We start from the raw sequence: 22,022 nt of genomic DNA on the forward strand, positions 1-22,022 counted from the left end.
TATCTAGGACAGCCCCTTATTTTTTTACGGTCAAAATGTGGTATTTTTTGAGCAGCTTAAAGGTGTGTAAGAATTTCCTGCCACTATTCATTAGTTTATTTTTGAATTCTCTCCTCAGGCGGTTTGTTTATAACTCCCCTGCGTTTTATCTTACGAAGAAATAATGCCAATCCGCTATTACTGCGGCTTGACAATGTTTTCCTCTGCTCCGTACACTCTTTTGGTGGGAATTTGTGGAGTAAAGTGGTGAATTTGAATTTGGGTAACTGGGGGGTGAGGCTGACATGTTCCGGGGCGCAACGTTAGTCAATCTTGACAGTAAAGGTCGGCTTGCCGTGCCAACGCGCTATCGCGAAACACTGATCGAGGAATCACAGGGGCAAATGGTCTGTACCATTGACCTCCACCAGCCATGCCTGTTGCTTTACACCTTACCCGAATAGGAAATCATTGAACAAAAGCTGTCGCGTTTATCCAGCATGAACCCCGCAGAGCGCCGTGTACAACGCCTTCTGCTGGGGCACGCCAGTGAATGTCAGATGGATAATACAGGTCGTTTACTGCTGGCGAATACGCTTCGTCAACATGCGATCCTGACCAAAAAAGTAATGCTGGTTGGGCAGTTTAACAAGTTTGAACTGTGGGATGAACAGACCTGGTATCAACAAGTCAAGGATGATATTGACGCAGAGCAGTCCTCACAGGAACCCCTGTCTGAGCGGCTGCAGGATTTGTCGTTATAACTATGCAGGATACTTACAAACACAGAACGGTGCTGTTAGACGAGGCGGTAAGCAGCCTCAATATCAAATCTGACGGCATTTACATTGATGGCACTTTTGGCCGCGGCGGACATTCACGCCTGATCCTCTCGCAGCTGGGTAGGCAGGGGCGTTTATATGCCATTGACCGCGATCCGCAAGCAATCTCAGCCGCTGCTGAGATTGACGATCCTCGTTTCAGCATCATCCACGGTCCGTTTTCTGCACTGGCAGAGTATACTGAAAAGCGCGGCCTTAAGGGCAAGATTGATGGGATTCTGCTGGATCTGGGCGTCTCCTCACCGCAGCTGCACGATGCCGAACGCGGATTCTCCTTTATGCGTGACGGGCCGCTGGATATGCGTATGGATCCGACGTGCGGCGAGTCGGCTGCCGAATGGCTGTTGAAAGCGGAAGAGTCGGATATCGCCTTCGTGCTGAAAACCTTCGGTGAAGAGCGTTTCGCTAAGCGCATTGCCCGCGCCATTGTTGAGCGCAATCGTAAACAGCCGATGGCGCGCACCAAAGAGCTGACCGAGGTGATTTATATCGCCACGCCGGTGAAAGACAAGTTCAAACATCCGGCTACGCGCAGCTTCCAAGCGATCCGTATTTGGGTGAACAGCGAACTCAAAGAGATTGAACAGGCGCTGAAGGGCGCACTGAGCGCGCTGGCCCCGGGGGGTCGCCTGTCGATTATTAGCTTCCACTCGCTGGAAGACCGCATTGTGAAACGCTTTATGCGCGAGCAGAGCCGCGGACCGCAGGTGCCACATGGCCTGCCGATAACCGAAGCACAGCTCAGCTGTGTGGGCGGTCGCCAGCTGAAAGCACTGGGCAAAATGATGCCGGGTGACAGCGAAGTGGCTGATAACCCGCGCGCCCGCAGTTCCGTGTTACGCATCGCAGAGCGAACGGCATCATGATCGGTAACGAGCGCCACAATTTACCCGGCGTCATCGGTGGTGACCTGTTACGCCACGGCAAAATTGCTCTGATTTTGATGATTGCGGTGCTGGTAACTGCCGTGACGGTGGTGACTACCGCACACAAAACCCGCTTGCTAACCACACAGCGTGAACAGCTGGTACTGGAGCGGGATGCGCTGGATATCGAATGGCGCAACCTGATCCTCGAAGAGAATGCACTTGGCGATCATAGCCGGGTGGAACGTACAGCTACGGAGAAACTTCAGATGCAGCATGTTGATCCTTTGCAGGAAAATATTGTAGTACAGCAATTAAGGACACCCGGACTCAATGAGAGCCGCAAATAAGACGCAGAAGTCGAAACGCACGGAAGATCAGGCCAGCTTTGTCAGCTGGCGTTTTGCGTTGTTGTGTGGCTGTATTTTCCTCGCGCTGTCAGGCTTGCTGCTGCGCGTGGCCTATCTGCAGGTTATCAATCCTGACCGTTTGGTGCGTGAAGGGGACATGCGCTCCCTGCGCGTGCAGGCTGTACCGACCTCACGCGGCATGATCAGCGATCGCGCTGGCCGCCCTCTGGCCGTCAGCGTGCCGGTCAACGCCATCTGGACCGATCCGAAAGAGCTGCAAGACAAAGGCGGCATTACGCTCGACAGCCGCTGGAAGGCGCTGTCTGATGCGCTGTCGATTCCGCTCAGCCAGTTAGCCGCGCGCGTTAATGCCAATCCTAACGGCCGCTTTGTTTATCTAGCGCGTCAGGTCAACCCGGCCATCGGCGACTATGTGAAGAAACTCAAGCTGCCGGGCATCTTCCTGCGTGAGGAGTCACGCCGCTACTATCCTGCCGGGCAGGTCACTTCTCACCTGATTGGCTTCACCAACATTGACGGCCAGGGTATTGAAGGCGTTGAGAAAAGTTTTGATAAGTGGTTAACTGGCCAGCCGGGCGAACGAACCGTGCGCAAAGACCGCAACGGTCGCGTGATTGAAGATATTTCCTCGGTGGACAGTCAGGCGGCGCATAACCTCGCGCTGAGCATCGACGAACGCCTGCAGGCACAGGTTTACCGGGAGCTGAACAACGCCGTGGCGTTTAACAAAGCGGAGTCGGGCAGCGCGGTGCTGGTAGATGTTAACACTGGCGAAGTGCTGGCAATGGCTAACAGCCCGGCGTACAACCCGAACAACCTCTCAGGCACCACAAAAGATGTGATGCGTAACCGCGCTATCACCGACATCTTCGAGCCAGGCTCCACCGTGAAGCCGATGGTGGTCATGACCGCACTGCAGCGCGGCGTGGTACGTGAAGGCAGCGTGCTGAACACCGTTCCTTACCGTATTAACGGCCACGAAATTAAAGACGTGGCGCGCTATAGCGAACTGACCCTGACCGGGGTGCTCCAGAAATCGTCCAACATCGGTGTTTCACGACTGGCGCTGGCGATGCCTTCCAACGCGTTAGTAGACACTTACTCACGTTTTGGTTTCGGCAAAGCGACCAATTTGGGGTTGGTCGGAGAAAGCAGTGGCATATACCCTCAAAAACAACGGTGGTCTGACATAGAGAGGGCCACCTTCTCTTTCGGCTACGGGCTAATGGTAACGCCGTTACAGCTAGCGCGAGTCTACGCAACGATGGGCAGCTATGGCATTTATCGCCCGTTGTCGATTACCAAAGTTGACCCGCCGGTGGCGGGTCAGCGCGTCTTCCCTGAACCGCTTGTGCGCATCGTGCTGCACATGATGGAAAGCGTGGCCCTGCCAGGCGGCGGTGGCGTCAAAGCGGCGATCAAGGGTTACCGCATCGCGATTAAAACTGGTACGGCGAAGAAAGTTGGGCCGGACGGGAAATACGTCAATAAATACATTGCTTATACCGCAGGTGTTGCACCTGCAAGCAACCCTCGTTTTGCGCTGGTGGTAGTGATTAACGACCCGCAGGCCGGCAAATATTACGGTGGTGCGGTATCCGCGCCGGTATTTGGCTCCATCATGGGCAGCGTGCTGCGCACCATGAACGTTGAACCGGATGCCATACCCACCGGTGACAAAAGCGAGATGGTAACTAACAAGAATGAGGGATCGAGTGACCGATCATAATCTGCGCGACTTACTGACTCCATGGGTGCCTGCTGCGCCTGATCGCCTGCTGCGCAAAATGACACTGGACAGCCGTGAAGCAGCCTCTGGCGATCTGTTTGTAGCAGTGAAAGGCCATGCGGCTGACGGCCGTCTTTTTATTCTCCAGGCAATTGCTCAGGGCGTGGCGGCGGTCATCGCGGATGCCGAAGGTGAAGCGGAAGATGGGCAGATTGTAGAGATGCACGGCGTGCCGGTTATCTACCTTGCCCAGCTTTCCCAGCGATTATCAGCCCTAGTCGGGCGCTTCTATCAGCAGCCGGGCGAGAAACTCAAGCTGATTGGCGTGACTGGCACTAACGGCAAAACCACCACCACGCAGCTGCTGGCGCAGTGGGCCCAGCTGCTGGGTGAAACCGGTGCGGTCATGGGGACCGTCGGCAATGGCGTGTATGGTCAGCTGATTCCGGCGGAAAATACCACCGGTTCAGCGGTTGACGTTCAGCATCTACTGGCATCTCTGGTCAACAAAGGCACCACGCTGGCGGCGATGGAGATCTCCTCGCACGGCCTAGTCCAGCATCGCGTGGCGGCCCTGCCGTTTGCGGCTGCGGCCTTTACCAATCTCAGCCGTGACCACCTCGACTACCACGGTGATATGGCGCGCTACGAAGCCGCTAAATGGCTGCTGTTCTCTGGGCATAAGGTCACCCAGGCGATTATTAATGCCGATGATGAAGTTGGCCTCCGGTGGCTGCAGCAGCTGCCTGACGCCGTTGCCGTCACTATTAAAAACAATTTACAGCTTGGCTGTCATGACCGCTGGGTGAAAGCCACTGAGGTTCGCTATCACGACGGCGGGGCTTCCGTGCGCTTTGAGTCAAGCTGGGGCAAGGATGAAATTGACAGCCGCCTGATGGGCGCATTCAACGTCAGCAACCTGCTGGTAGCGCTGGCGACGCTGCTGTCACTCGATTATCCGCTGGCGGCGCTGGTCGCTACGGCAGGCCAGCTGTTGCCGGTTACCGGGCGCATGGAGGTGTTTAGCACGCCAGGCAAACCGACGGTGGTGGTGGATTATGCGCACACGCCAGACGCGCTGGAGAAAGCGCTGAGCGCCGCGCGACTGCACTGTAAAGGGCAGCTGTGGTGTCTGTTTGGCTGCGGCGGCGATCGCGATAAAGGCAAGCGTCCGTTGATGGGGGCAATTGCTGAGCAGTTCGCCGATGTGGTGGTGATTACCGATGACAATCCGCGCAGTGAAGATCCGGCGGCGATTGTGGCCGATGTGCTGACTGGCCTGCTGGATCCCGGCCGCGCCCGCGTGGTAATGGACCGTGCGCAAGCGGTCACTAACGCAGTGATGCAGGCGCAGGAAGGCGATATTGTTTTGGTGGCCGGTAAAGGCCACGAGAATTACCAGATTATCGGCAGCCAAAGCCTTGATTACTCTGACCGCGTGACCGTGGCGCATCTGCTGGGGGTGATAGCATGATCGCCTTTACTCTGCAGCAGCTGGCTGAGATTACCGGCGGCACGCTGTACGGCGCTGACCGCAGCATCACGGAAGTGACCACCGACACGCGCAAGGTGAGCGCAGGCTGCCTGTTTATCGCCCTGAAAGGCGAACGCTTTGATGCCCATGACTTCGTCGGTAACGCTATCAGCGCAGGCTGTTTAGCGCTGCTTATGGGTAAGCACTTACATGTTGCGGTAGCCCAGGTTGTGGTAGCAGACACCCGCATTGCCCTCGGTCAGATCGCAGGTTGGGTACGTCATCAGTCCACTGCCCGCATCGTTGCGCTCACCGGTTCTTCCGGCAAAACCTCGGTTAAAGAGATGACCGCCGCCATTCTGCGTGAATGTGGCGAGACGCTGTACACCGCGGGTAATCTGAATAACGACATCGGCGTGTCGCTGACGCTGCTGCGCCTGACCGAAGCTCATCAGTACGCAGTGATTGAACTGGGAGCTAACCACCAGGGTGAGATTGCCTACACCACCGAACTAACGCGCCCGGAAACGGCGCTGGTCAATAACTTGGCCGCTTCGCACCTAGAGGGGTTCGGGACGCTGGCGGGCGTGGCGAAAGCCAAAGGTGAGATTTTTAACGGTCTGCCGCTGCACGGCACCGCCATTATCAACAGCGACAGCAACGACTGGCCGCACTGGCAGCAGACGCTGCACGGCAAAACCGTCTGGCGCTTCTCACCGGAGCAGCAGGCTGACTGTGATTTCAGCGCCTCTAAGGTGATGTTCAGCGCTAAGAGTACCCATTTCACGCTGCACAGCCCGCAGGGCGACATCGCGATTACGCTGCCGCTGCCGGGTCGTCACAACATTGCTAACGCGCTGGCCGCCACGGCGCTGGCACTCTCTGTCGGAGCGCCGCTCACGGCGGTGCAGCAGGGGCTGAGCCAGCTTAAAGCCGTGCCGGGGCGCCTGTTCCCGATCGCACTGGGCGACGACAAGCTGCTGCTGGATGACAGCTACAACGCCAACGTCGGTTCAATGACCGCCGCCGCGCAGGAGCTGGCTGAAATGACGGGCTACCGCGTGATGATCGTAGGCGATATGGGCGAACTGGGGGAAAAAGCCGCCGAGTGTCATCGTCAGGTCGGCGAAGCGGCTCGCTTGGTCGGCATCGATAAAGTCTTAAGCGTGGGCACGCTCAGCCAGGGCATCTCTGATGCCAGCGGCGTGGGTGAGCACTTCACTGAGAAAGCAGCGCTGAGCGCGCGTGCGCTGGCGCTGCTGTCACAGCATTCACACATTACCGTATTGGTTAAAGGTTCACGTAGTGCCGCGATGGAGCAGGTAGTGCAAACCTTACAGGAGAAAGGCACATGTTAGTCTGGCTGGCCGAGCATCTGGTCTCTTTATATTCTGGCTTTAACGTCTTCTCCTACCTGACGTTTCGTGCCATTGTCAGCCTGCTGACCGCGCTGTTTATTTCACTGTGGATGGGCCCGCGCATGATCGCCCGCCTGCAGGAAATGTCGTTTGGCCAGGTGGTACGTAACGACGGCCCTGAGTCGCACTTCAGCAAGCGCGGTACGCCGACCATGGGCGGGATTATGATCCTCACCTCCATCACCATTTCGGTGCTGCTGTGGGCTTATCCATCAAACCCTTACGTCTGGTGCGTGCTGTTCGTGCTGGTCGGTTATGGCATTGTCGGCTTCGTCGATGACTACCGCAAAGTGGTGTGCAAAGACACTAAAGGCCTGATCGCCCGCTGGAAATATTTCTGGCAGTCGGTGATAGCTCTCGGTGCCGCTTTTGTGATGTATATGATTGGCAAAGACACTCCGGCGACCGAGCTGGTGGTGCTGTTCTTTAAAGACGTGATGCCGCAGCTTGGCCTGTTGTATCTGCTGCTGGCTTACTTCGTGATTGTCGGCACCAGTAATGCGGTCAACCTGACCGACGGTCTGGATGGCTTGGCAATTATGCCAACCGTGTTTGTCGCCGCCGGTTTCGCGCTGGTGGCGTGGGCGACCGGGAACGTTAAGTTTGCCGAGTATCTGCATATCCCTTACCTGCGTCACGCGGGTGAGCTGGTGATCGTCTGTACCGCCATTGTCGGTGCGGGCTTGGGTTTCCTGTGGTTCAACACCTACCCGGCGCAGGTCTTCATGGGGGATGTTGGTTCCCTAGCGCTGGGCGGCGCGCTCGGCACTATCGCCGTGCTGCTGCGTCAGGAGTTCCTGCTGGTGATTATGGGCGGCGTATTCGTGGTCGAGACGCTATCGGTGATCCTGCAGGTTGGCTCCTTCAAACTGAGCGGGCAGCGTATTTTCCGCATGGCACCGATTCACCACCACTATGAATTGAAAGGCTGGCCGGAACCGCGCGTGATTGTGCGCTTCTGGATTATTTCACTGATGCTGGTGCTGATTGCCTTGGCAACGCTGAAGGTGCGGTAATCATGGCTGACTATCAGGGTAAAAAAGTCGTCATCATCGGGTTGGGACTTACCGGCCTCTCCTGTGTTGATTTCTTTGTCGCACGTGGCGTGACGCAGCGCGTGATGGATACCCGTGTCGTGCCGCCGGGCCTAGAAAAGCTGCCGAAAGAGGTTGAGCGATGGTTAGGGTCGTTAAACGATGACTGGCTGCTGGCTGCCGACCTGATCGTAGCCAGCCCGGGAATGGCGCTGGCGCATCCTTCGCTGATGGCGGCGGCTGATGCCGGAGTTGAGATCGTCGGCGATATCGAGCTATTCTGCCGCGAAGCGCAGGCACCCATCGTGGCGATCACCGGCTCTAACGGCAAAAGCACCGTCACTACGCTGGTGGGCGAGATGGCGAAAGCCGCGGGCTGGCTGGTTGGCGTGGGCGGCAATATCGGCCTGCCAGCACTGATGCTGCTGGACCAGCCGGCGCAGCTTTACGTGCTGGAACTCTCCAGCTTCCAGCTGGAAACTACCACCAGCCTGCGTGCCGCCGCCGCGACCATCCTCAACGTGACTGAAGATCATATGGATCGTTACCCTCTGGGGATGCAGCAGTACCGCGCCGCCAAGTTGCGTATTTATGAGAATGCCGCCGTCTGCGTGGTCAACGCCGATGATGAGATGACCATGCCGGTACGTGGTGCCGACGCGCGCTGCGTCAGTTTTGGCGCCGACGTCGGCGATTATCACCTCAACCACCAGCAAGGCAGTATCTGGCTGCGGGTGAAAGGTGAGAAAGTGCTGAACACCGATGAGATGCATCTGATCGGTGAGCACAACTATACTAACGCGCTGCCCGCGCTGGCGCTGGCGGACGCCATCGACCTACCGCGCGCCAGCAGCCTGAAAGCGCTGACCGCCTTCGCCGGGCTGCCGCACCGTTTCCAGCTGGTGCGTAAGCATAACGGCGTGCGCTGGATAAACGATTCCAAAGCCACCAACGTTGGCAGCACTGAAGCCGCGCTGAAGGGTTTACAGGTTAAGGGAACGCTGCATCTGCTGCTCGGCGGTGACGGTAAATCCGCCGACTTCAGCGCGCTGGCACCCTACCTGCAGGGGGAGCGTATCCGCATCTGGTGCTTTGGTCGTGACGGCGCGGAGCTGGCGGAGCTGCGCCCGGAAATTGCCGTGCAGACGGAAACCCTAGCTGAAGCGGTGCAGCAGATTAAAACCGCACTGCAGCCTAGCGATCTGGTGCTGCTGTCTCCGGCCTGCGCCAGCCTCGATCAGTTTAAAAACTTTGAGCAGCGCGGTGACGTGTTTGCCCAACTGGCGCGGGAGGCAGACTGATGTGCATTCCTAGCTTGAGTCTTGCCAACGGTATTTCTGACTTGCTGAGAAACTGGGTCATGGGGTCGCGCGAAAGCGATGCCAACTCGATGGTGCTTTATGACCGTACCCTTCTATGGCTGACGTTTGGCCTAGCGATTATTGGGTTTGTGATGGTGACATCGGCGTCGATGCCCGTTGGCCAGCGTTTCAACGATGACCTCTACTTTGCCAAGCGCGATGCATTTTACATCCTGCTGGCGATGGGTATGGCGCTGGTGACCCTGCGCGTGCCGATGGATTTCTGGCAGCGCTACAGCAATATCATGCTGCTGGGCACCGTTGCCATGCTGGTGCTGGTGCTGGTGGTCGGTAGCTCGGTTAACGGGGCATCGCGCTGGATCGCCCTAGGTTCTTTGCGTATCCAGCCTGCGGAGCTGTCAAAACTGTCGCTGTTCTGCTATCTCGCCAGCTATCTGGTGCGCAAGGTCGAAGAGGTCCGTAACAACTTTTGGGGCTTCTGCAAGCCTATGGGCGTGATGGTGGCGCTGGCGGTATTACTGCTGGCGCAGCCGGATCTCGGTACGGTGGTGGTGCTGTTTGTTACTACGCTGGCGATGCTGTTCCTTGCCGGGGCAAAACTGTGGCAGTTCTTGGCGATTATCGGCTCTGGGATTTTCGCCGTCTGCCTGCTGATTGTGGCCGAACCCTACCGTATGCGCCGCGTCACCTCCTTCTGGAATCCGTGGGAAGATCCGTTCGGCAGTGGCTACCAGCTGACCCAGTCTCTGATGGCGTTTGGCCGTGGGGAATTCTGGGGTCAGGGCTTAGGTAACTCCGTGCAAAAACTGGAGTATTTACCTGAAGCACACACCGACTTTATCTTCTCGATTATCGGAGAAGAACTGGGTTATATCGGTGTGGTTCTAGCCATGTTAATGGTATTCTTCGTCGCTTTTCGTGCGATGTCCATCGGACGGCGCGCTTTAGAGATAGATCAGCGCTTTTCCGGCTTCCTTGCCTGTTCAATTGGCGTCTGGTTTAGCTTCCAGGCACTGGTTAACGTCGGGGCCGCAGCCGGCATGTTACCGACCAAAGGCCTGACGCTGCCACTGATCAGTTACGGTGGTTCGAGTCTGATTATTATGTCGACCGCCATCGTGTTCCTGTTACGCATAGATTATGAGACGCGTCTGGCGAAAGCCCAAGCGTTCACCAGAGGGTAGTTGATGACTGAAAAGCGACTGATGGTGATGGCTGGCGGAACCGGTGGGCATGTCTTTCCCGGGCTGGCGGTGGCACACCATCTGATGGCGCAGGGCTGGCAGGTACGCTGGCTTGGAACTGCTGACCGTATGGAAGCAGACCTAGTGCCGAAGCACGGCATCGAAATTGATTTTATTCGCATCAGCGGGCTGCGTGGTAAAGGCATCAAAGCATTACTGGAGGCACCACTGCGCATTTTCAACGCCTGGCGTCAGGCGCGGGCGATTATGAAAGCCTGGCAGCCGGATGTGGTATTGGGGATGGGCGGCTACGTTTCCGGCCCCGGCGGTCTGGCGGCGTGGAGCTGCGGTATTCCGGTGGTGGTGCATGAGCAGAACGGCATTGCGGGTCTGACCAACAAATGGCTGGCGAAGATTGCTAGCAAAGTGATGCAGGCCTTCCTTGGTGCCTTCCCTAAGGCGGAAGTGGTGGGGAACCCAGTGCGTACCGACGTGCTGGCACTGCCTCTGCCGGCAGTACGCTTAGCCGGACGTAAAGGCCCGACGCGGGTGCTGGTGATTGGTGGCAGTCAGGGTGCCCGCGTACTGAACCAGACTATGCCGCAGGTGGCTGCAAAGCTGGGTAACAGCATTAGGCTGTGGCACCAAGTGGGCAAAGGCGCGCTGGATGAAGTGAATCAGTCCTACATTCAGGTGAACCAGACGCAGCATAAGGTGTCCGAGTTCATCGACGATATGGCCGCTGCCTACGCCTGGGCTGATGTGGTGGTGTGCCGTTCCGGCGCGCTGACCGTCAGCGAAGTGGCTGCGGCAGGATTACCGGCGATATTTGTGCCGTTTCAGCATAAAGATCGTCAGCAATACTGGAATGCCCTGCCGCTGGAGCAGGCCGGTGCCGCCAAAATTCACGAGCAGCCGCAGTTCACCAGTGAGGTGGTGGCGGCAACGCTGGCAGGATGGGACCGCGCAACGCTGCTGAACATGGCAGAAAAAGCCCGCGCTGTGGCGATCCCGGATGCAACCGAACGTGTCGCAGCTGAAGTCAGCAAAGCAGCCAAATGATTTTTGTAGGGGCAGGCAGGTCTGACCCTCAGCAACACAGGTAACAGATGAATACACAGCAACTGGCAAAACTGCGTTCTATCGTGCCCGAGATGCGTCGCGTCCGGCACATCCACTTTGTTGGCATCGGTGGTGCCGGCATGGGCGGTATTGCCGAAGTGTTAGCGAATGAAGGCTATGAAATCAGCGGTTCAGACCTAGTGCCGAATGCGGTGACTCAGCACCTGAGCGCGTTGGGCGCAACGATCTATTTTAACCATTGCCCGGAGAACGTCAGCGATGCCAGCGTGGTGGTGGTCTCTACCGCCGTCTCGCAGGACAACCTAGAAGTGGTTGCCGCACGCGAAGCGCGTATCCCGGTGATCCGCCGTGCAGAGATGCTGGCTGAACTGATGCGCTTCCGCCACGGTATTGCCGTAGCCGGTACGCACGGGAAAACCACCACTACGGCGATGGTCTCCAGCATTTATGCGGAAGGTGGTCTCGACCCGACTTTCGTCAACGGTGGGCTGGTGAAAGCGGCGGGAACCCACGCGCGCCTTGGCAGCAGCCGTTACCTGATTGCGGAAGCGGACGAGAGCGATGCCTCATTCCTGCATCTGCAGCCGATGGTGGCGATTGTAACCAATATCGAAGCCGATCATATGGATACCTACCAGGGCGACTTCGAAAATCTGAAGCAGACTTTTATCAACTTCCTGCACAACCTGCCGTTTTATGGCCGTGCGGTGATGTGCGTTGACGACGCGGTGATCCGCGATTTGATCCCGCGCGTGGGGCGTCAGATCACCACCTATGGCTTTAGAAATGACGCCGATGTGCGGGTGGAAAATTACGAACAGCGCGGCGCACAGGGGTTTTTTACCCTAGTACGCCACGACAAACCGCTGATGCACGTGACATTGAACGCCCCGGGTTGCCATAACGCGCTTAACGCCGCCGCTGCGGTTGCCGTGGCGACGGAAGAGGGCATTGAGGATGATGAAATTCTCAGCGCGCTACTGAGCTTCCAGGGCACCGGGCGCCGCTTCGACTTCCTTGGTGAATATCCGCTGGCAGAAGTGAACGGCCAGGTGGGCAGCGCGATGCTGGTGGACGATTACGGCCATCATCCGACCGAAGTTGACGTGACGATCAAAGCCGCGCGTACGGGCTGGCCGGATAAAAATCTGGTGATGATCTTCCAGCCACACCGCTACACGCGCACCCGCAATCTGTATGACGACTTCGCCAACGTGCTGTCGCAGGTCGATGTGCTACTGATGGTGGATGTTTACGCCGCCGGTGAGGCACCGATCCCCGGCGCCGACAGCCGCTCTCTGTGCCGCACCATTCGTGGTCGTGGCAAAGTCGACCCGATTCTGGTGTCTGACCATAATGCCGTGCTGGAAATGCTGTTACCGAAGCTGACCGGTAACGACCTTATTTTAGTGCAGGGCGCCGGCAACGTTGGTCGTATTGCCCGCACGCTGGCTGAGCTTAAGTTACAACCGCAGACGAATAAAGAGGAAAATCATGGCTGAGAAAATAGCTGTATTGCTGGGTGGAACCTCCGCAGAACGTGACGTATCGCTGTTATCGGGCGCTGCCGTTCTGCAAGGCCTGCAGGATGCGGGCATTGATTCACATCCGGTCGACATCCGTGATTTTCCGTTGATGCGACTGAAAGAGGAAGGGTTTGCCAAAGCCTTTATCGCCCTGCACGGTCGCGGCGGTGAAGATGGAACCTTACAGGGCATGCTGGAATTCCTGCAGATCCCTTACACCGGCAGCGGAGTAATGGCATCGGCCATCACGATGGACAAACTGCGCAGTAAGTATCTGTGGCAGGGATGTGGGCTGCCTGTGGCACCATTTGTCGCGCTGACGCGCGCTCAGATGGATGAAGGCCTGACGGCAGAAGAGCTAGCCAGCATTGATGCCCTTGGCCTGCCGCTGTTCGTCAAGCCGAGCCGTGAAGGTTCAAGCGTGGGGATCTCGCGGGTGAACGAGGCGTATCAGTTCCCTGCTGCGCTGGATGAAGCTTTCCGCCATGACGACGAAGTGCTGGTGGAAGCATTTTTAAGCGGTCCTGAATACACCGTTGGCGTGATTGGCGATCAAATTCTGCCGTCAATCAGAATAAAAACCGCCAGCGAGTTCTATGACTATGAAGCTAAGTACATTTCTGACAATACTCAATATTTCTGTCCGTCAGGATTGAGTGCCGAACAGGAAGCGGAACTGAGCGAACTGACGATCGCCGCTTGGCGCGCGCAGGGTTGCAGCGGCTGGGGCCGCGTAGATGTGATGATGGGCAGTGATGGTCGTTTCTATCTGCTGGAAGTCAACACGTCACCTGGAATGACCAGCCATAGCTTGGTGCCTATGGCGGCAAAACAGGCCGGGATGACCTTCTCGCAGCTTGTGGCGCGCATTCTGGATCTGGCGAACTGATATGTCCCAAGCTGCTCTGAATGTCCGTAACCGCGAAGCGCAGGGAAAAGCGCGCACCGGGCGCAGCAACGGCTCACGCCTTGCCGGGATGATTTTTCTGGCGATGGTACTGGGCGTGATGCTGACTGGTGGGGTTGTGGTGCTGAAATGGATGAACGATGCCTCTCAGTTGCCGCTGTCAAAGCTGGTGGTCACCGGGCAGACGCATTACACCACCAATGATGACATCCGCCAAGCGATTTTGTCGCTTGGCGAACTTGGCACTTTTATGTCTCAGGATGTGGATGTTATTCAGCAGCAGATTGAGCGCTTGCCTTGGATCCAGCAGGTAAGCATGCGCAAACAGTGGCCGAACGAATTAAAAATTTATCTGGTTGAGTATGTTCCGGTTGCACGCTGGAATGATGTGCATATGGTTGATGCAGAAGGAAAATCATTCAGCATCCCGGCCAGTTATCTCGGTAAAGAAAATATGCCGATGCTGTATGGCCCGGAAGGCAGCGAATCTGAAGTGTTAACCGGCTACCACCAGATGAGTAACGCGCTGGCGGCCAGCAAATTGAAATTAAAGGCGGCGTCCATGACCGCAAGGCGTTCATGGCAGCTGGTGTTAGATGATGACACGCGTCTGGAGCTAGGGCGTAACGAGGATATGAAACGTCTGCAGCGTTTCATCGAGTTACTGCCTACCCTGCAACGGCAGGGCCAGATGGAGAATAAATGTATCAGCTACGTAGACCTGCGTTACGACTCTGGCGCGGCAGTAGGATGGGTACCGGCACCGATGGCAGCCGCTGAAAGTAATCAGCAATAGCAACAGAATCAGGCACAGGCTAAACAACAATGATCAAGTCGACGGACAGAAAACTGGTAGTTGGACTCGAGATAGGCACCGCAAAGGTTGCCGCCTTGGTAGGGGAAGTTCTGCCTGATGGCATGGTTAATATTATCGGGGTGGGCAGCTGCCCGTCTCGCGGGATGGATAAAGGCGGCGTTAACGACTTGGAATCGGTAGTAAAATGTGTTCAGCGCGCTATCGATCAGGCCGAACTGATGGCAGACTGTCAGATTTCGTCGGTTTACCTTGCATTATCGGGCAAACATATCAGCTGCCAAAACGAAATAGGGATGGTTCCTATTTCCGAAGAGGAAGTGATGCAGGAAGATGTGGAAAATGTGGTACATACCGCTAAATCTGTCCGTGTTAGCGATGAACACCGCATCCTCCATGTTATTCCGCAAGAATATGCGATCGACTATCAGGAAGGGATCAAAAACCCGGTCGGTTTATCGGGCGTGCGCATGCAGGCGAAAGTGCACCTTATCACCTGCCACAACGATATGGCAAAAAACATCGTCAAAGCAGTTGAGCGTTGTGGCCTGAAAGTTGACCAACTGATTTTTGCCGGTCTGGCATCGAGCTTTGCCGTGCTGACCGAAGATGAGCGCGAGCTGGGCGTCTGCGTAGTAGATATCGGCGGCGGTACAATGGATATCGCCGTTTACACCGGCGGCGCACTGCGCCACACGAAGGTTATCCCGTACGCGGGCAACGTGGTGACCAGCGATATCGCTTATGCCTTCGGCACTCCGCCAACCGACGCAGAAGCGATCAAAGTGCGTCACGGCTGCGCGCTGGGTTCGATTGTTGGCAAAGACGAAAACGTAGAAGTGCCAAGCGTGGGTGGGCGTCCACCGCGCAGCCTGCAGCGCCAGACGCTGGCTGAAGTAATTGAGCCGCGTTACGCCGAGCTGCTGAACCTAGTGAATGACGAAATTTTGCAGTTGCAGGAGCAGCTTCGCCAGCAGGGCGTGAAACATCACCTCGCGGCCGGCATTGTTTTGACCGGCGGCGCGGCACAGATTGAAGGATTGGCGGCTTGCGCCCAGCGTGTCTTCCACACGCAGGTGCGTATCGGACAGCCGCTGAACATTACAGGATTAACGGATTACGCGCAGGAGTCTTACTACTCAACGGCAGTGGGCTTACTGCACTACGGAAAAGAGTCTCACCTTAACGGTGAAGCAGAAATAGAAAAAAGAGCCTCAGTGGGCAACTGGTTCAAGAAAATCAACAGCTGGCTGAGAAAAGAGTTTTAATTTTTACCATAGGGGATCATGTTAGACTTATTTAGTGATCTCCAAGGGAACAGGCACATAACGGAGAGAAATTATGTTTGAACCAATGGAATTAACCAATGACGCGGTGATTAAAGTCATCGGCGTCGGCGGCGGCGGCGGTAACGCGGTAGAGCATATGGTGCGTGAGCGTATCGAAGGCGTTGAGTTCTTCGCGGTGAATACCGATGCTCAGGCATTGCGTAAAACTGCGGTAGGCCAGACGATTCAGATCGGTAACGGAATTACTAAAGGTCTGGGCGCTGGCGCAAACCCGGAAGTCGGCCGTAACTCCGCCGAAGAGGATCGTGAAGCACTGCGTCAGGCACTGGAAGGTGCAGATATGGTATTTATCGCTGCGGGTATGGGCGGTGGTACCGGAACGGGTGCTGCGCCAGTAGTGGCTGAAGTTGCTAAAGACCTCGGTATTCTGACCGTTGCAGTGGTGACTAAGCCATTCAACTTTGAAGGCAAAAAGCGCATGGCCTTTGCCGAACAGGGGATTGCCGAGCTGTCTAAGCACGTCGACTCCCTGATCACCATTCCAAACGACAAGCTGCTGAAAGTGCTGGGTCGCGGTATCTCTCTGCTGGACGCGTTCGGCGCGGCTAATGACGTGCTGAAAGGCGCGGTGCAGGGTATCGCAGAACTGATCACCCGTCCGGGCCTGATGAACGTCGACTTTGCTGACGTGCGCACCGTGATGTCTGAAATGGGCTACGCGATGATGGGTTCTGGCGTGGCCTGTGGTGAAGACCGTGCGGAAGAAGCGGCAGAAATGGCGATCTCCAGCCCACTGCTGGAAGATATCGACCTGTCTGGCGCACGCGGCGTGCTGGTTAACATCACTGCCGGCTTCGACCTGCGTTTGGATGAGTTCGAAACCGTGGGTAACACCATCCGCGCCTTCGCTTCAGACAATGCAACCGTGGTTATCGGGACTTCCCTTGACCCGGAAATGAACGACGAACTGCGTGTGACCGTGGTTGCTACCGGTATCGGCATGGACAAACGTCCAGAAATTACGCTGGTGACCAATAAGCAGACGACTCAGCCAGTCATGGACCACCGTTACCAGCAGCACGGTATGGCCCCGCTGCCACAGGAGCAGAAACCTGCGGCGAAAGTGGTCAATGATCCGGGCACACAGACTAACAAAGAGCCTGATTATCTAGACATTCCAGCCTTCCTGCGTAAGCAGGCAGACTAGGAATAACCCGAGAAATTGGAACTCATCGCTCTTTGTGTTAAACTGTTCGCCCGTCAGTGGAATAAAGTGGTGGTCGGATGGCTAATTTTTGCGAGGTGATGCGATGATCAAACAACGGACATTAAAACGTATTGTTCAGACGACTGGCGTCGGGTTACATACCGGCAAGAAAGTCACGCTGACGTTACGCCCTGCGCCGACTAATACCGGAGTCATCTATCGTCGCACTGACTTGAAGCCACCGGTTGATTTCCCGTCTGATGCCAAATCCGTGCGTGATACCGTGCTCTGTACTTGCATGGTTAATGAGCATGACGTACGTATTTCGACAGTCGAACACCTGAATGCAGCCCTTGCAGGCCTTGGCATTGATAATATTGTGGTGGAAGTGAACGCGCCTGAAATTCCAATTATGGATGGCAGCGCCGCGCCCTTTATCTATCTGCTGATGGACGCAGGTATTGAAGAGCTGAATAGCGCCAAGAAGTTTGTTCGTATTAGGCAGCCTGTCCGGGTTGAGGATCGCGACAAATGGGCTGAGTTTACGCCGTACAATGGTTTCTCACTAGATTTTACCATTGACTTTAATCACCCGGCGATTGACTCCAGCTCCCAGCGCTACCGCATGGAATTTTCTGCGGAAGCTTTCGCGCGTCAGATCAGTCGTGCTCGTACTTTCGGCTTCATGCGTGACATCGAGGCATTGCAGTCCCGTGGCCTGTGCCTCGGCGGCAGCTTTGATTGCGCAATCGTGGTAGATGACTACCGCGTATTGAACGAAGATGGTCTGCGTTTTGAAGATGAATTTGTGCGTCATAAAATGCTCGATGCTATCGGTGACCTGTACATGTGTGGTCACAACATCGTTGGTGCGTTTACCGCGTTCAAATCTGGTCATGCGCTGAACAATAAGCTGTTGCAGGCTGTTCTGGCTAAGCAAGAAGCATGGGAATGGGCAACGTTTGAAGACGAAGCAACACTCCCGGTGACATTCAAGGCACCAAATCTAGTTCTGGCGTAAGCCTGAACCTACAACCTACTTATTACGACTGGTTGAGCTGGTACTCTCTCTGGCCAGTGAGGCCAGTCGTTCTAATATTTTCTTCAGTTTTTCCGGGCTTTGGCTCGCGACACTACGTAAAATCTCTGCGCTATGCTCACTCAGCTGTCTTAAAAGCGGTTTTTCTGCGTCTTTTGCTCGAGTGCTATTTTCTTGCACAGATTCCTGACCTTTTGCCGCCAGCGATGGATTTATCCTGATGTCGATTGACGTCAATGATGGTAATATTTGCGCACGTAAAGCTGACAGCAAGCTGGACTGTTCGTAGCGTAAGCGTGTCAACCAGTTAGCATTAGCCGTTTCGATCACCAGAACGCTCTGACGAAAGTTTGCCACGCGGCACCAGGGATGCAGTTGGGCAGGAAGAATGCCCTGCACTGCGCGGTTCAGTTTGTTCAGAGCAATCGCTCGCTGCTGCACGTTTTGCAGCGCACTCTTCTCCTGAGCATGGTCGAAAAAACTTTCAATTGATTGTGGGCGACTATCGCGCATAGCAAGCTCCGGCGGAACATAGTGATCGATATTCTTAATCGTTGGCGACAATTTGGTAGACGTTATTTGTGGCCGCATCTCCTGTTGGGGATGGTCGCGGCGAGTCTTGCCCTGCTGCACGCGTCAGCGCACGATCGCCCTACCTTAGCAGAAACTTCGTCGCGAAGCCTGAATATTGGCACGGCGGTGCGTTTTGATAGTCTGGCGCTGCTGGAGAGTGCGCGTCGCCTATCATTCAGCGTAGATTACTGGCATCAGCACGCAATCCGCACGGTTATCCGTCACCTGTCATTTACGCTTACGCCATCGGATTCCCCAGTGGCGGAAGAGACCCAGCCGCTTGAAGCCCACAAGCTGGCGCTGCTCGACACCCTTAATTCGCTGCTGACCCATGAAGCGAAGCCGCCGGTCATCATTCGCACCAAGGCCCAACGCCAAGTTAACGCCGTTCCCCGCCATCAAACCGGCCTTTGGCTGGCGCAGGTCCACGGCATTCGCGCCGGACCGCTGCACTTAATTCATAACAACCATTCTGTTTAAAATTAAACGCTAAGTGTACATCGTCAACCACGGTGGCTGAGAGAATTATTTATTATGTTAATCAAATTATTAACCAAATTTTTTGGTAGTAGTAATGATCGCACGCTGCGCCGTATGCGCAAAGCTGTAGAGCTGATCAACAAGATGGAACCCGATTTCGCTAAGCTGTCTGACGACGAGCTGAAAGAGAAAACCGTTGAGTTCCGCGCACGCTTGGAGAAAGGCGAAGAGCTGGAAAGCCTGATCCCGGAAGCATTCGCCACCGTGCGTGAAGCGAGTAAACGCGTATTCGGCATGCGCCACTTTGACGTGCAGCTGCTGGGCGGTATGGTACTGAATGACCGCTGCATCGCCGAGATGCGTACCGGTGAGGGTAAAACCCTGACGGCAACGCTGCCAGCCTATCTTAATGCGCTTAGCGGCAAGGGCGTCCACGTGGTTACCGTGAACGACTACTTGGCCCAGCGTGACGCCGAAAACAACCGCGCGCTGTTCGAATTTCTCGGCCTGAGCATTGGTATCAACCTGCCGGGCATGCCGTCTTCGGCCAAGCGTGCCGCCTATGCCGCCGACATCACCTACGGCACCAACAACGAATATGGTTTTGACTACCTGCGCGATAACATGGCGTTTAGCCCAGAAGATCGCGTGCAGCGCAAGCTGAACTATGCGCTGGTGGATGAGGTTGACTCCATTCTGATCGATGAAGCGCGTACGCCGTTGATCATCTCCGGCCCGGCAGGTGATAGCTCTGAACTGTGCATCCAGGTGAACAAAATCATTCCGCGCCTGATCCGTCAGGAGAAAGAGGATTCCGACACTTTTCAGGGCGAAGGCCACTTCTCCGTTGATGAGAAAGCGCGCCAGGTTCACCTGACCGAACGTGGTCTGGTTGCCGTTGAAGAGCTGATGGTCAGCGAAGGCATTATGCAAGAGGGCGAATCCCTCTACTCGCCGGGCAACATCATGATGATGCACCACGTCACCGCCGCACTGCGCGCGCACGTGCTGTTCACCCGCGACGTTGATTATATCGTTAAAGATGGCGAAGTGATCATCGTTGATGATCACACCGGTCGTACCCTGCAGGGGCGTCGCTGGTCTGACGGCCTGCATCAGGCGGTGGAAGTCAAAGAGGGCGTGGAAATTCAGAACGAAAATCAGACGCTGGCCTCGATCACCTTCCAGAACTACTTCCGTCTGTATAACAAACTGGCCGGGATGACCGGTACCGCCGATACCGAAGCGTTTGAATTCAGCTCAATCTACAAGCTGGACACCATTGTAGTGCCGACGAACCGCCCAATGGTGCGTAAGGATCTGCCGGATCTGGTCTACATGACCGAAATGGAGAAAATCGGCGCGATCATCGAAGATATCCGCGAGCGTACCGCTAACGGTCAGCCGGTGCTGGTCGGTACTATTTCGATTGAAAAATCAGAAGTGGTGTCTGATGAGCTGAACAAAGCGGGCATCAAACACGAAGTGCTTAACGCCAAATTCCACGCCCGCGAAGCGGATATCGTGGCGCAGGCGGGTCAGCCTTCAGCCGTGACCATTGCTACCAACATGGCCGGTCGCGGTACCGACATCGTGCTGGGCGGCAGCTGGCAGGCAGAGATTGCGGCGCTTGAAAATCCAACCGCAGAGCAGATTGAAGCCATTAAGAGCGCGTGGAAAGTTCGCCACGAGGCGGTGCTGGCGTCAGGCGGTCTGCATATTATTGGTACGGAACGCCATGAATCACGCCGTATCGATAACCAGCTGCGCGGCCGTTCAGGTCGTCAGGGCGATAACGGTTCATCCCGTTTCTACTTGTCAATGGAAGATGCCCTGATGCGTATTTTCGCCTCGGATCGCGTCACCAACATGATGCGTAAACTGGGTATGAAACTAGGCGAAGCGATTGAGCACCCTTGGGTGACCAAAGCAATTGCTAATGCCCAGCGCAAAGTGGAAAGCCGCAACTTTGATATCCGTAACCAGCTGCTGGAGTACGATGACGTTGCCAGCGACCAGCGCCGTGCCATCTACACCCAGCGTAACGAACTGCTCGATGTCTCTGACGTGTCAGAAACTATCGCCAGCATTCGCGAAGACGTGTTCAAAGCCACCATTGATGGCTATATCCCACCGCAGTCTCTGGAAGAGATGTGGGATGTTGCTGGCCTGCAGGAGCGCCTGAGCAACGATTTCGACCTCAATCTGTCGATTGCCGAGTGTCTGGATAAAGAGCCGGATCTGCATGAAGAGACGCTGCGTGAGCGCATCATGGAAGAGGCGAAAGCCCAGTATCAGCGCAAAGAAGAAGTGGTTGGCGAGGAGATGATGCGCAACTTCGAAAAAGGCGTGATGCTGAAAACGCTGGACTCGCTGTGGAAAGAGCACTTGGCGGCGATGGATTATCTGCGTCAGGGTATCCATCTGCGTGGCTACGCGCAGAAAGATCCAAAGCAGGAGTACAAACGTGAGTCCTTCGCGATGTTCGCCGCAATGCTGGAGTCGCTGAAGTACGAAGTGATCAGCACCCTGAGCAAGGTTCAGGTGCGTATGCCGGAAGAGATTGAGCAGATGGAAGAGCAGCGCCGTCAGGAAGCTGAACATCTGGCACAGCAGCAGCTGAGCCACGCTGATGCCGATACGGAAGCCGCGCAGTCACTCTCTGAGCAGACTGGCGAGCGTAAAGTGGGGCGCAATAACCCCTGCCCATGCGGTTCCGGTAAGAAATATAAGCAGTGTCACGGTCGTCTGGTTTAACCCGCAGCACGGCAACATCGAAAGGCGGCTATGCCGCCCTGATGTCATGCCGCAGCGGATAATGCTGCGGCTTTTTTTGCCGCGACTGAGGGAGGTATTTGGGCACTATTGCAAAGTTATTGATGAGT

Annotated in this window: 18 protein-coding genes and 1 pseudogene; 18 read left to right on the top strand and 1 reads right to left on the bottom strand. The window is 55.9% G+C overall.

From position 1 onward, the window contains the following. Positions 1–284 precede the first annotated feature (284 nt). From mraZ to lpxC, 16 genes and pseudogenes are all read left to right on the top strand, one after another. Positions 285–743, top strand: a pseudogene (mraZ, locus tag BBW68_RS11945) (division/cell wall cluster transcriptional repressor MraZ). Between the two features lie 2 nt (positions 744–745). Beyond that, on the top strand, positions 746–1,687 hold the full coding sequence (gene rsmH / locus BBW68_RS11950) for a 16S rRNA (cytosine(1402)-N(4))-methyltransferase RsmH (RefSeq protein WP_070135534.1): 942 nt from the start codon (positions 746–748) through the stop codon (positions 1,685–1,687). After that, positions 1,684–2,037: a cell division protein FtsL gene (gene ftsL, locus BBW68_RS11955; RefSeq protein WP_070135535.1), complete on the top strand. Its 354-nt coding sequence runs from the start codon at positions 1,684–1,686 to the stop codon at positions 2,035–2,037. Before rsmH ends, ftsL begins: the two co-directional genes overlap by 4 nt. After that, a complete protein-coding gene (locus BBW68_RS11960; RefSeq protein ID WP_070135536.1) occupies positions 2,021–3,787 on the top strand; it encodes a peptidoglycan glycosyltransferase FtsI in 1,767 nt (588 codons plus the stop codon). The genes ftsL and BBW68_RS11960 overlap by 17 nt, the downstream gene beginning before the upstream one ends. Then, complete coding sequence (murE, locus tag BBW68_RS11965; RefSeq protein WP_070135537.1) at positions 3,774–5,261, top strand: UDP-N-acetylmuramoyl-L-alanyl-D-glutamate--2,6-diaminopimelate ligase; 1,488 nt, start codon at positions 3,774–3,776, stop codon at positions 5,259–5,261. The genes BBW68_RS11960 and murE overlap by 14 nt, the downstream gene beginning before the upstream one ends. Next, positions 5,258–6,619 (top strand): UDP-N-acetylmuramoyl-tripeptide--D-alanyl-D-alanine ligase, encoded by a 1,362-nt coding sequence (murF, locus tag BBW68_RS11970; protein ID WP_070135538.1) that lies wholly within the window; start codon positions 5,258–5,260, stop codon positions 6,617–6,619. Before murE ends, murF begins: the two co-directional genes overlap by 4 nt. Continuing rightward, positions 6,613–7,695: a phospho-N-acetylmuramoyl-pentapeptide-transferase gene (mraY, locus tag BBW68_RS11975; RefSeq protein WP_070135539.1), complete on the top strand. Its 1,083-nt coding sequence runs from the start codon at positions 6,613–6,615 to the stop codon at positions 7,693–7,695. Before murF ends, mraY begins: the two co-directional genes overlap by 7 nt. A 2-nt stretch (positions 7,696–7,697) precedes the next feature. Beyond that, positions 7,698–9,014 (top strand): UDP-N-acetylmuramoyl-L-alanine--D-glutamate ligase, encoded by a 1,317-nt coding sequence (gene murD / locus BBW68_RS11980; protein WP_070135540.1) that lies wholly within the window; start codon positions 7,698–7,700, stop codon positions 9,012–9,014. Continuing rightward, positions 9,014–10,219: a cell division protein FtsW gene (ftsW, locus tag BBW68_RS11985; protein WP_070135541.1), complete on the top strand. Its 1,206-nt coding sequence runs from the start codon at positions 9,014–9,016 to the stop codon at positions 10,217–10,219. Before murD ends, ftsW begins: the two co-directional genes overlap by 1 nt. Before the next feature lie 3 nt (positions 10,220–10,222). After that, on the top strand, positions 10,223–11,281 hold the full coding sequence (gene murG, locus BBW68_RS11990; protein ID WP_070135542.1) for an undecaprenyldiphospho-muramoylpentapeptide beta-N-acetylglucosaminyltransferase: 1,059 nt from the start codon (positions 10,223–10,225) through the stop codon (positions 11,279–11,281). A gap of 47 nt (positions 11,282–11,328) precedes the next feature. Next, positions 11,329–12,804, top strand: a complete 1,476-nt coding sequence (gene murC / locus BBW68_RS11995; RefSeq protein WP_070135543.1) for a UDP-N-acetylmuramate--L-alanine ligase — start codon at positions 11,329–11,331, stop codon at positions 12,802–12,804. Beyond that, positions 12,797–13,717, top strand: a complete 921-nt coding sequence (locus tag BBW68_RS12000) for a D-alanine--D-alanine ligase (RefSeq protein WP_070135544.1) — start codon at positions 12,797–12,799, stop codon at positions 13,715–13,717. Before murC ends, BBW68_RS12000 begins: the two co-directional genes overlap by 8 nt. Before the next feature lies 1 nt (position 13,718). Then, complete coding sequence (gene ftsQ / locus BBW68_RS12005) at positions 13,719–14,531, top strand: cell division protein FtsQ (protein WP_070135545.1); 813 nt, start codon at positions 13,719–13,721, stop codon at positions 14,529–14,531. A gap of 29 nt (positions 14,532–14,560) precedes the next feature. After that, positions 14,561–15,817: a cell division protein FtsA gene (gene ftsA, locus BBW68_RS12010; RefSeq protein WP_070135546.1), complete on the top strand. Its 1,257-nt coding sequence runs from the start codon at positions 14,561–14,563 to the stop codon at positions 15,815–15,817. A gap of 73 nt (positions 15,818–15,890) precedes the next feature. Next, positions 15,891–17,045 (top strand): cell division protein FtsZ, encoded by a 1,155-nt coding sequence (gene ftsZ / locus BBW68_RS12015; protein WP_048914886.1) that lies wholly within the window; start codon positions 15,891–15,893, stop codon positions 17,043–17,045. A gap of 103 nt (positions 17,046–17,148) precedes the next feature. Continuing rightward, the gene (gene lpxC, locus BBW68_RS12020; RefSeq protein WP_070135547.1) at positions 17,149–18,066 is read left to right on the top strand and encodes a UDP-3-O-acyl-N-acetylglucosamine deacetylase; all 918 of its coding nucleotides are present in this window, start codon (positions 17,149–17,151) and stop codon (positions 18,064–18,066) included. Between the two features lie 15 nt (positions 18,067–18,081). On the opposite strand, the gene BBW68_RS12025 is transcribed toward lpxC, so the two are convergent. Next, on the bottom strand, positions 18,082–18,597 hold the full coding sequence (locus BBW68_RS12025; RefSeq protein WP_070135548.1) for a DUF721 domain-containing protein: 516 nt from the start codon (positions 18,595–18,597) through the stop codon (positions 18,082–18,084). A gap of 21 nt (positions 18,598–18,618) precedes the next feature. On the opposite strand from BBW68_RS12025, the gene secM reads away from it, so the two are divergent. Further along, a complete protein-coding gene (gene secM / locus BBW68_RS12030) occupies positions 18,619–19,137 on the top strand; it encodes a secA translation cis-regulator SecM (RefSeq protein ID WP_070135549.1) in 519 nt (172 codons plus the stop codon). Between the two features lie 54 nt (positions 19,138–19,191). Next, entirely contained in the window at positions 19,192–21,894 is a 2,703-nt protein-coding gene (secA, locus tag BBW68_RS12035) for a preprotein translocase subunit SecA (protein ID WP_070135550.1), read from the top strand. The last annotated feature ends 128 nt before the right edge of the window (positions 21,895–22,022 follow it).

The sequence above is a fragment of the Candidatus Erwinia dacicola genome (assembly GCF_001756855.1).
Classification (GTDB): domain Bacteria; phylum Pseudomonadota; class Gammaproteobacteria; order Enterobacterales; family Enterobacteriaceae; genus Erwinia; species Erwinia dacicola.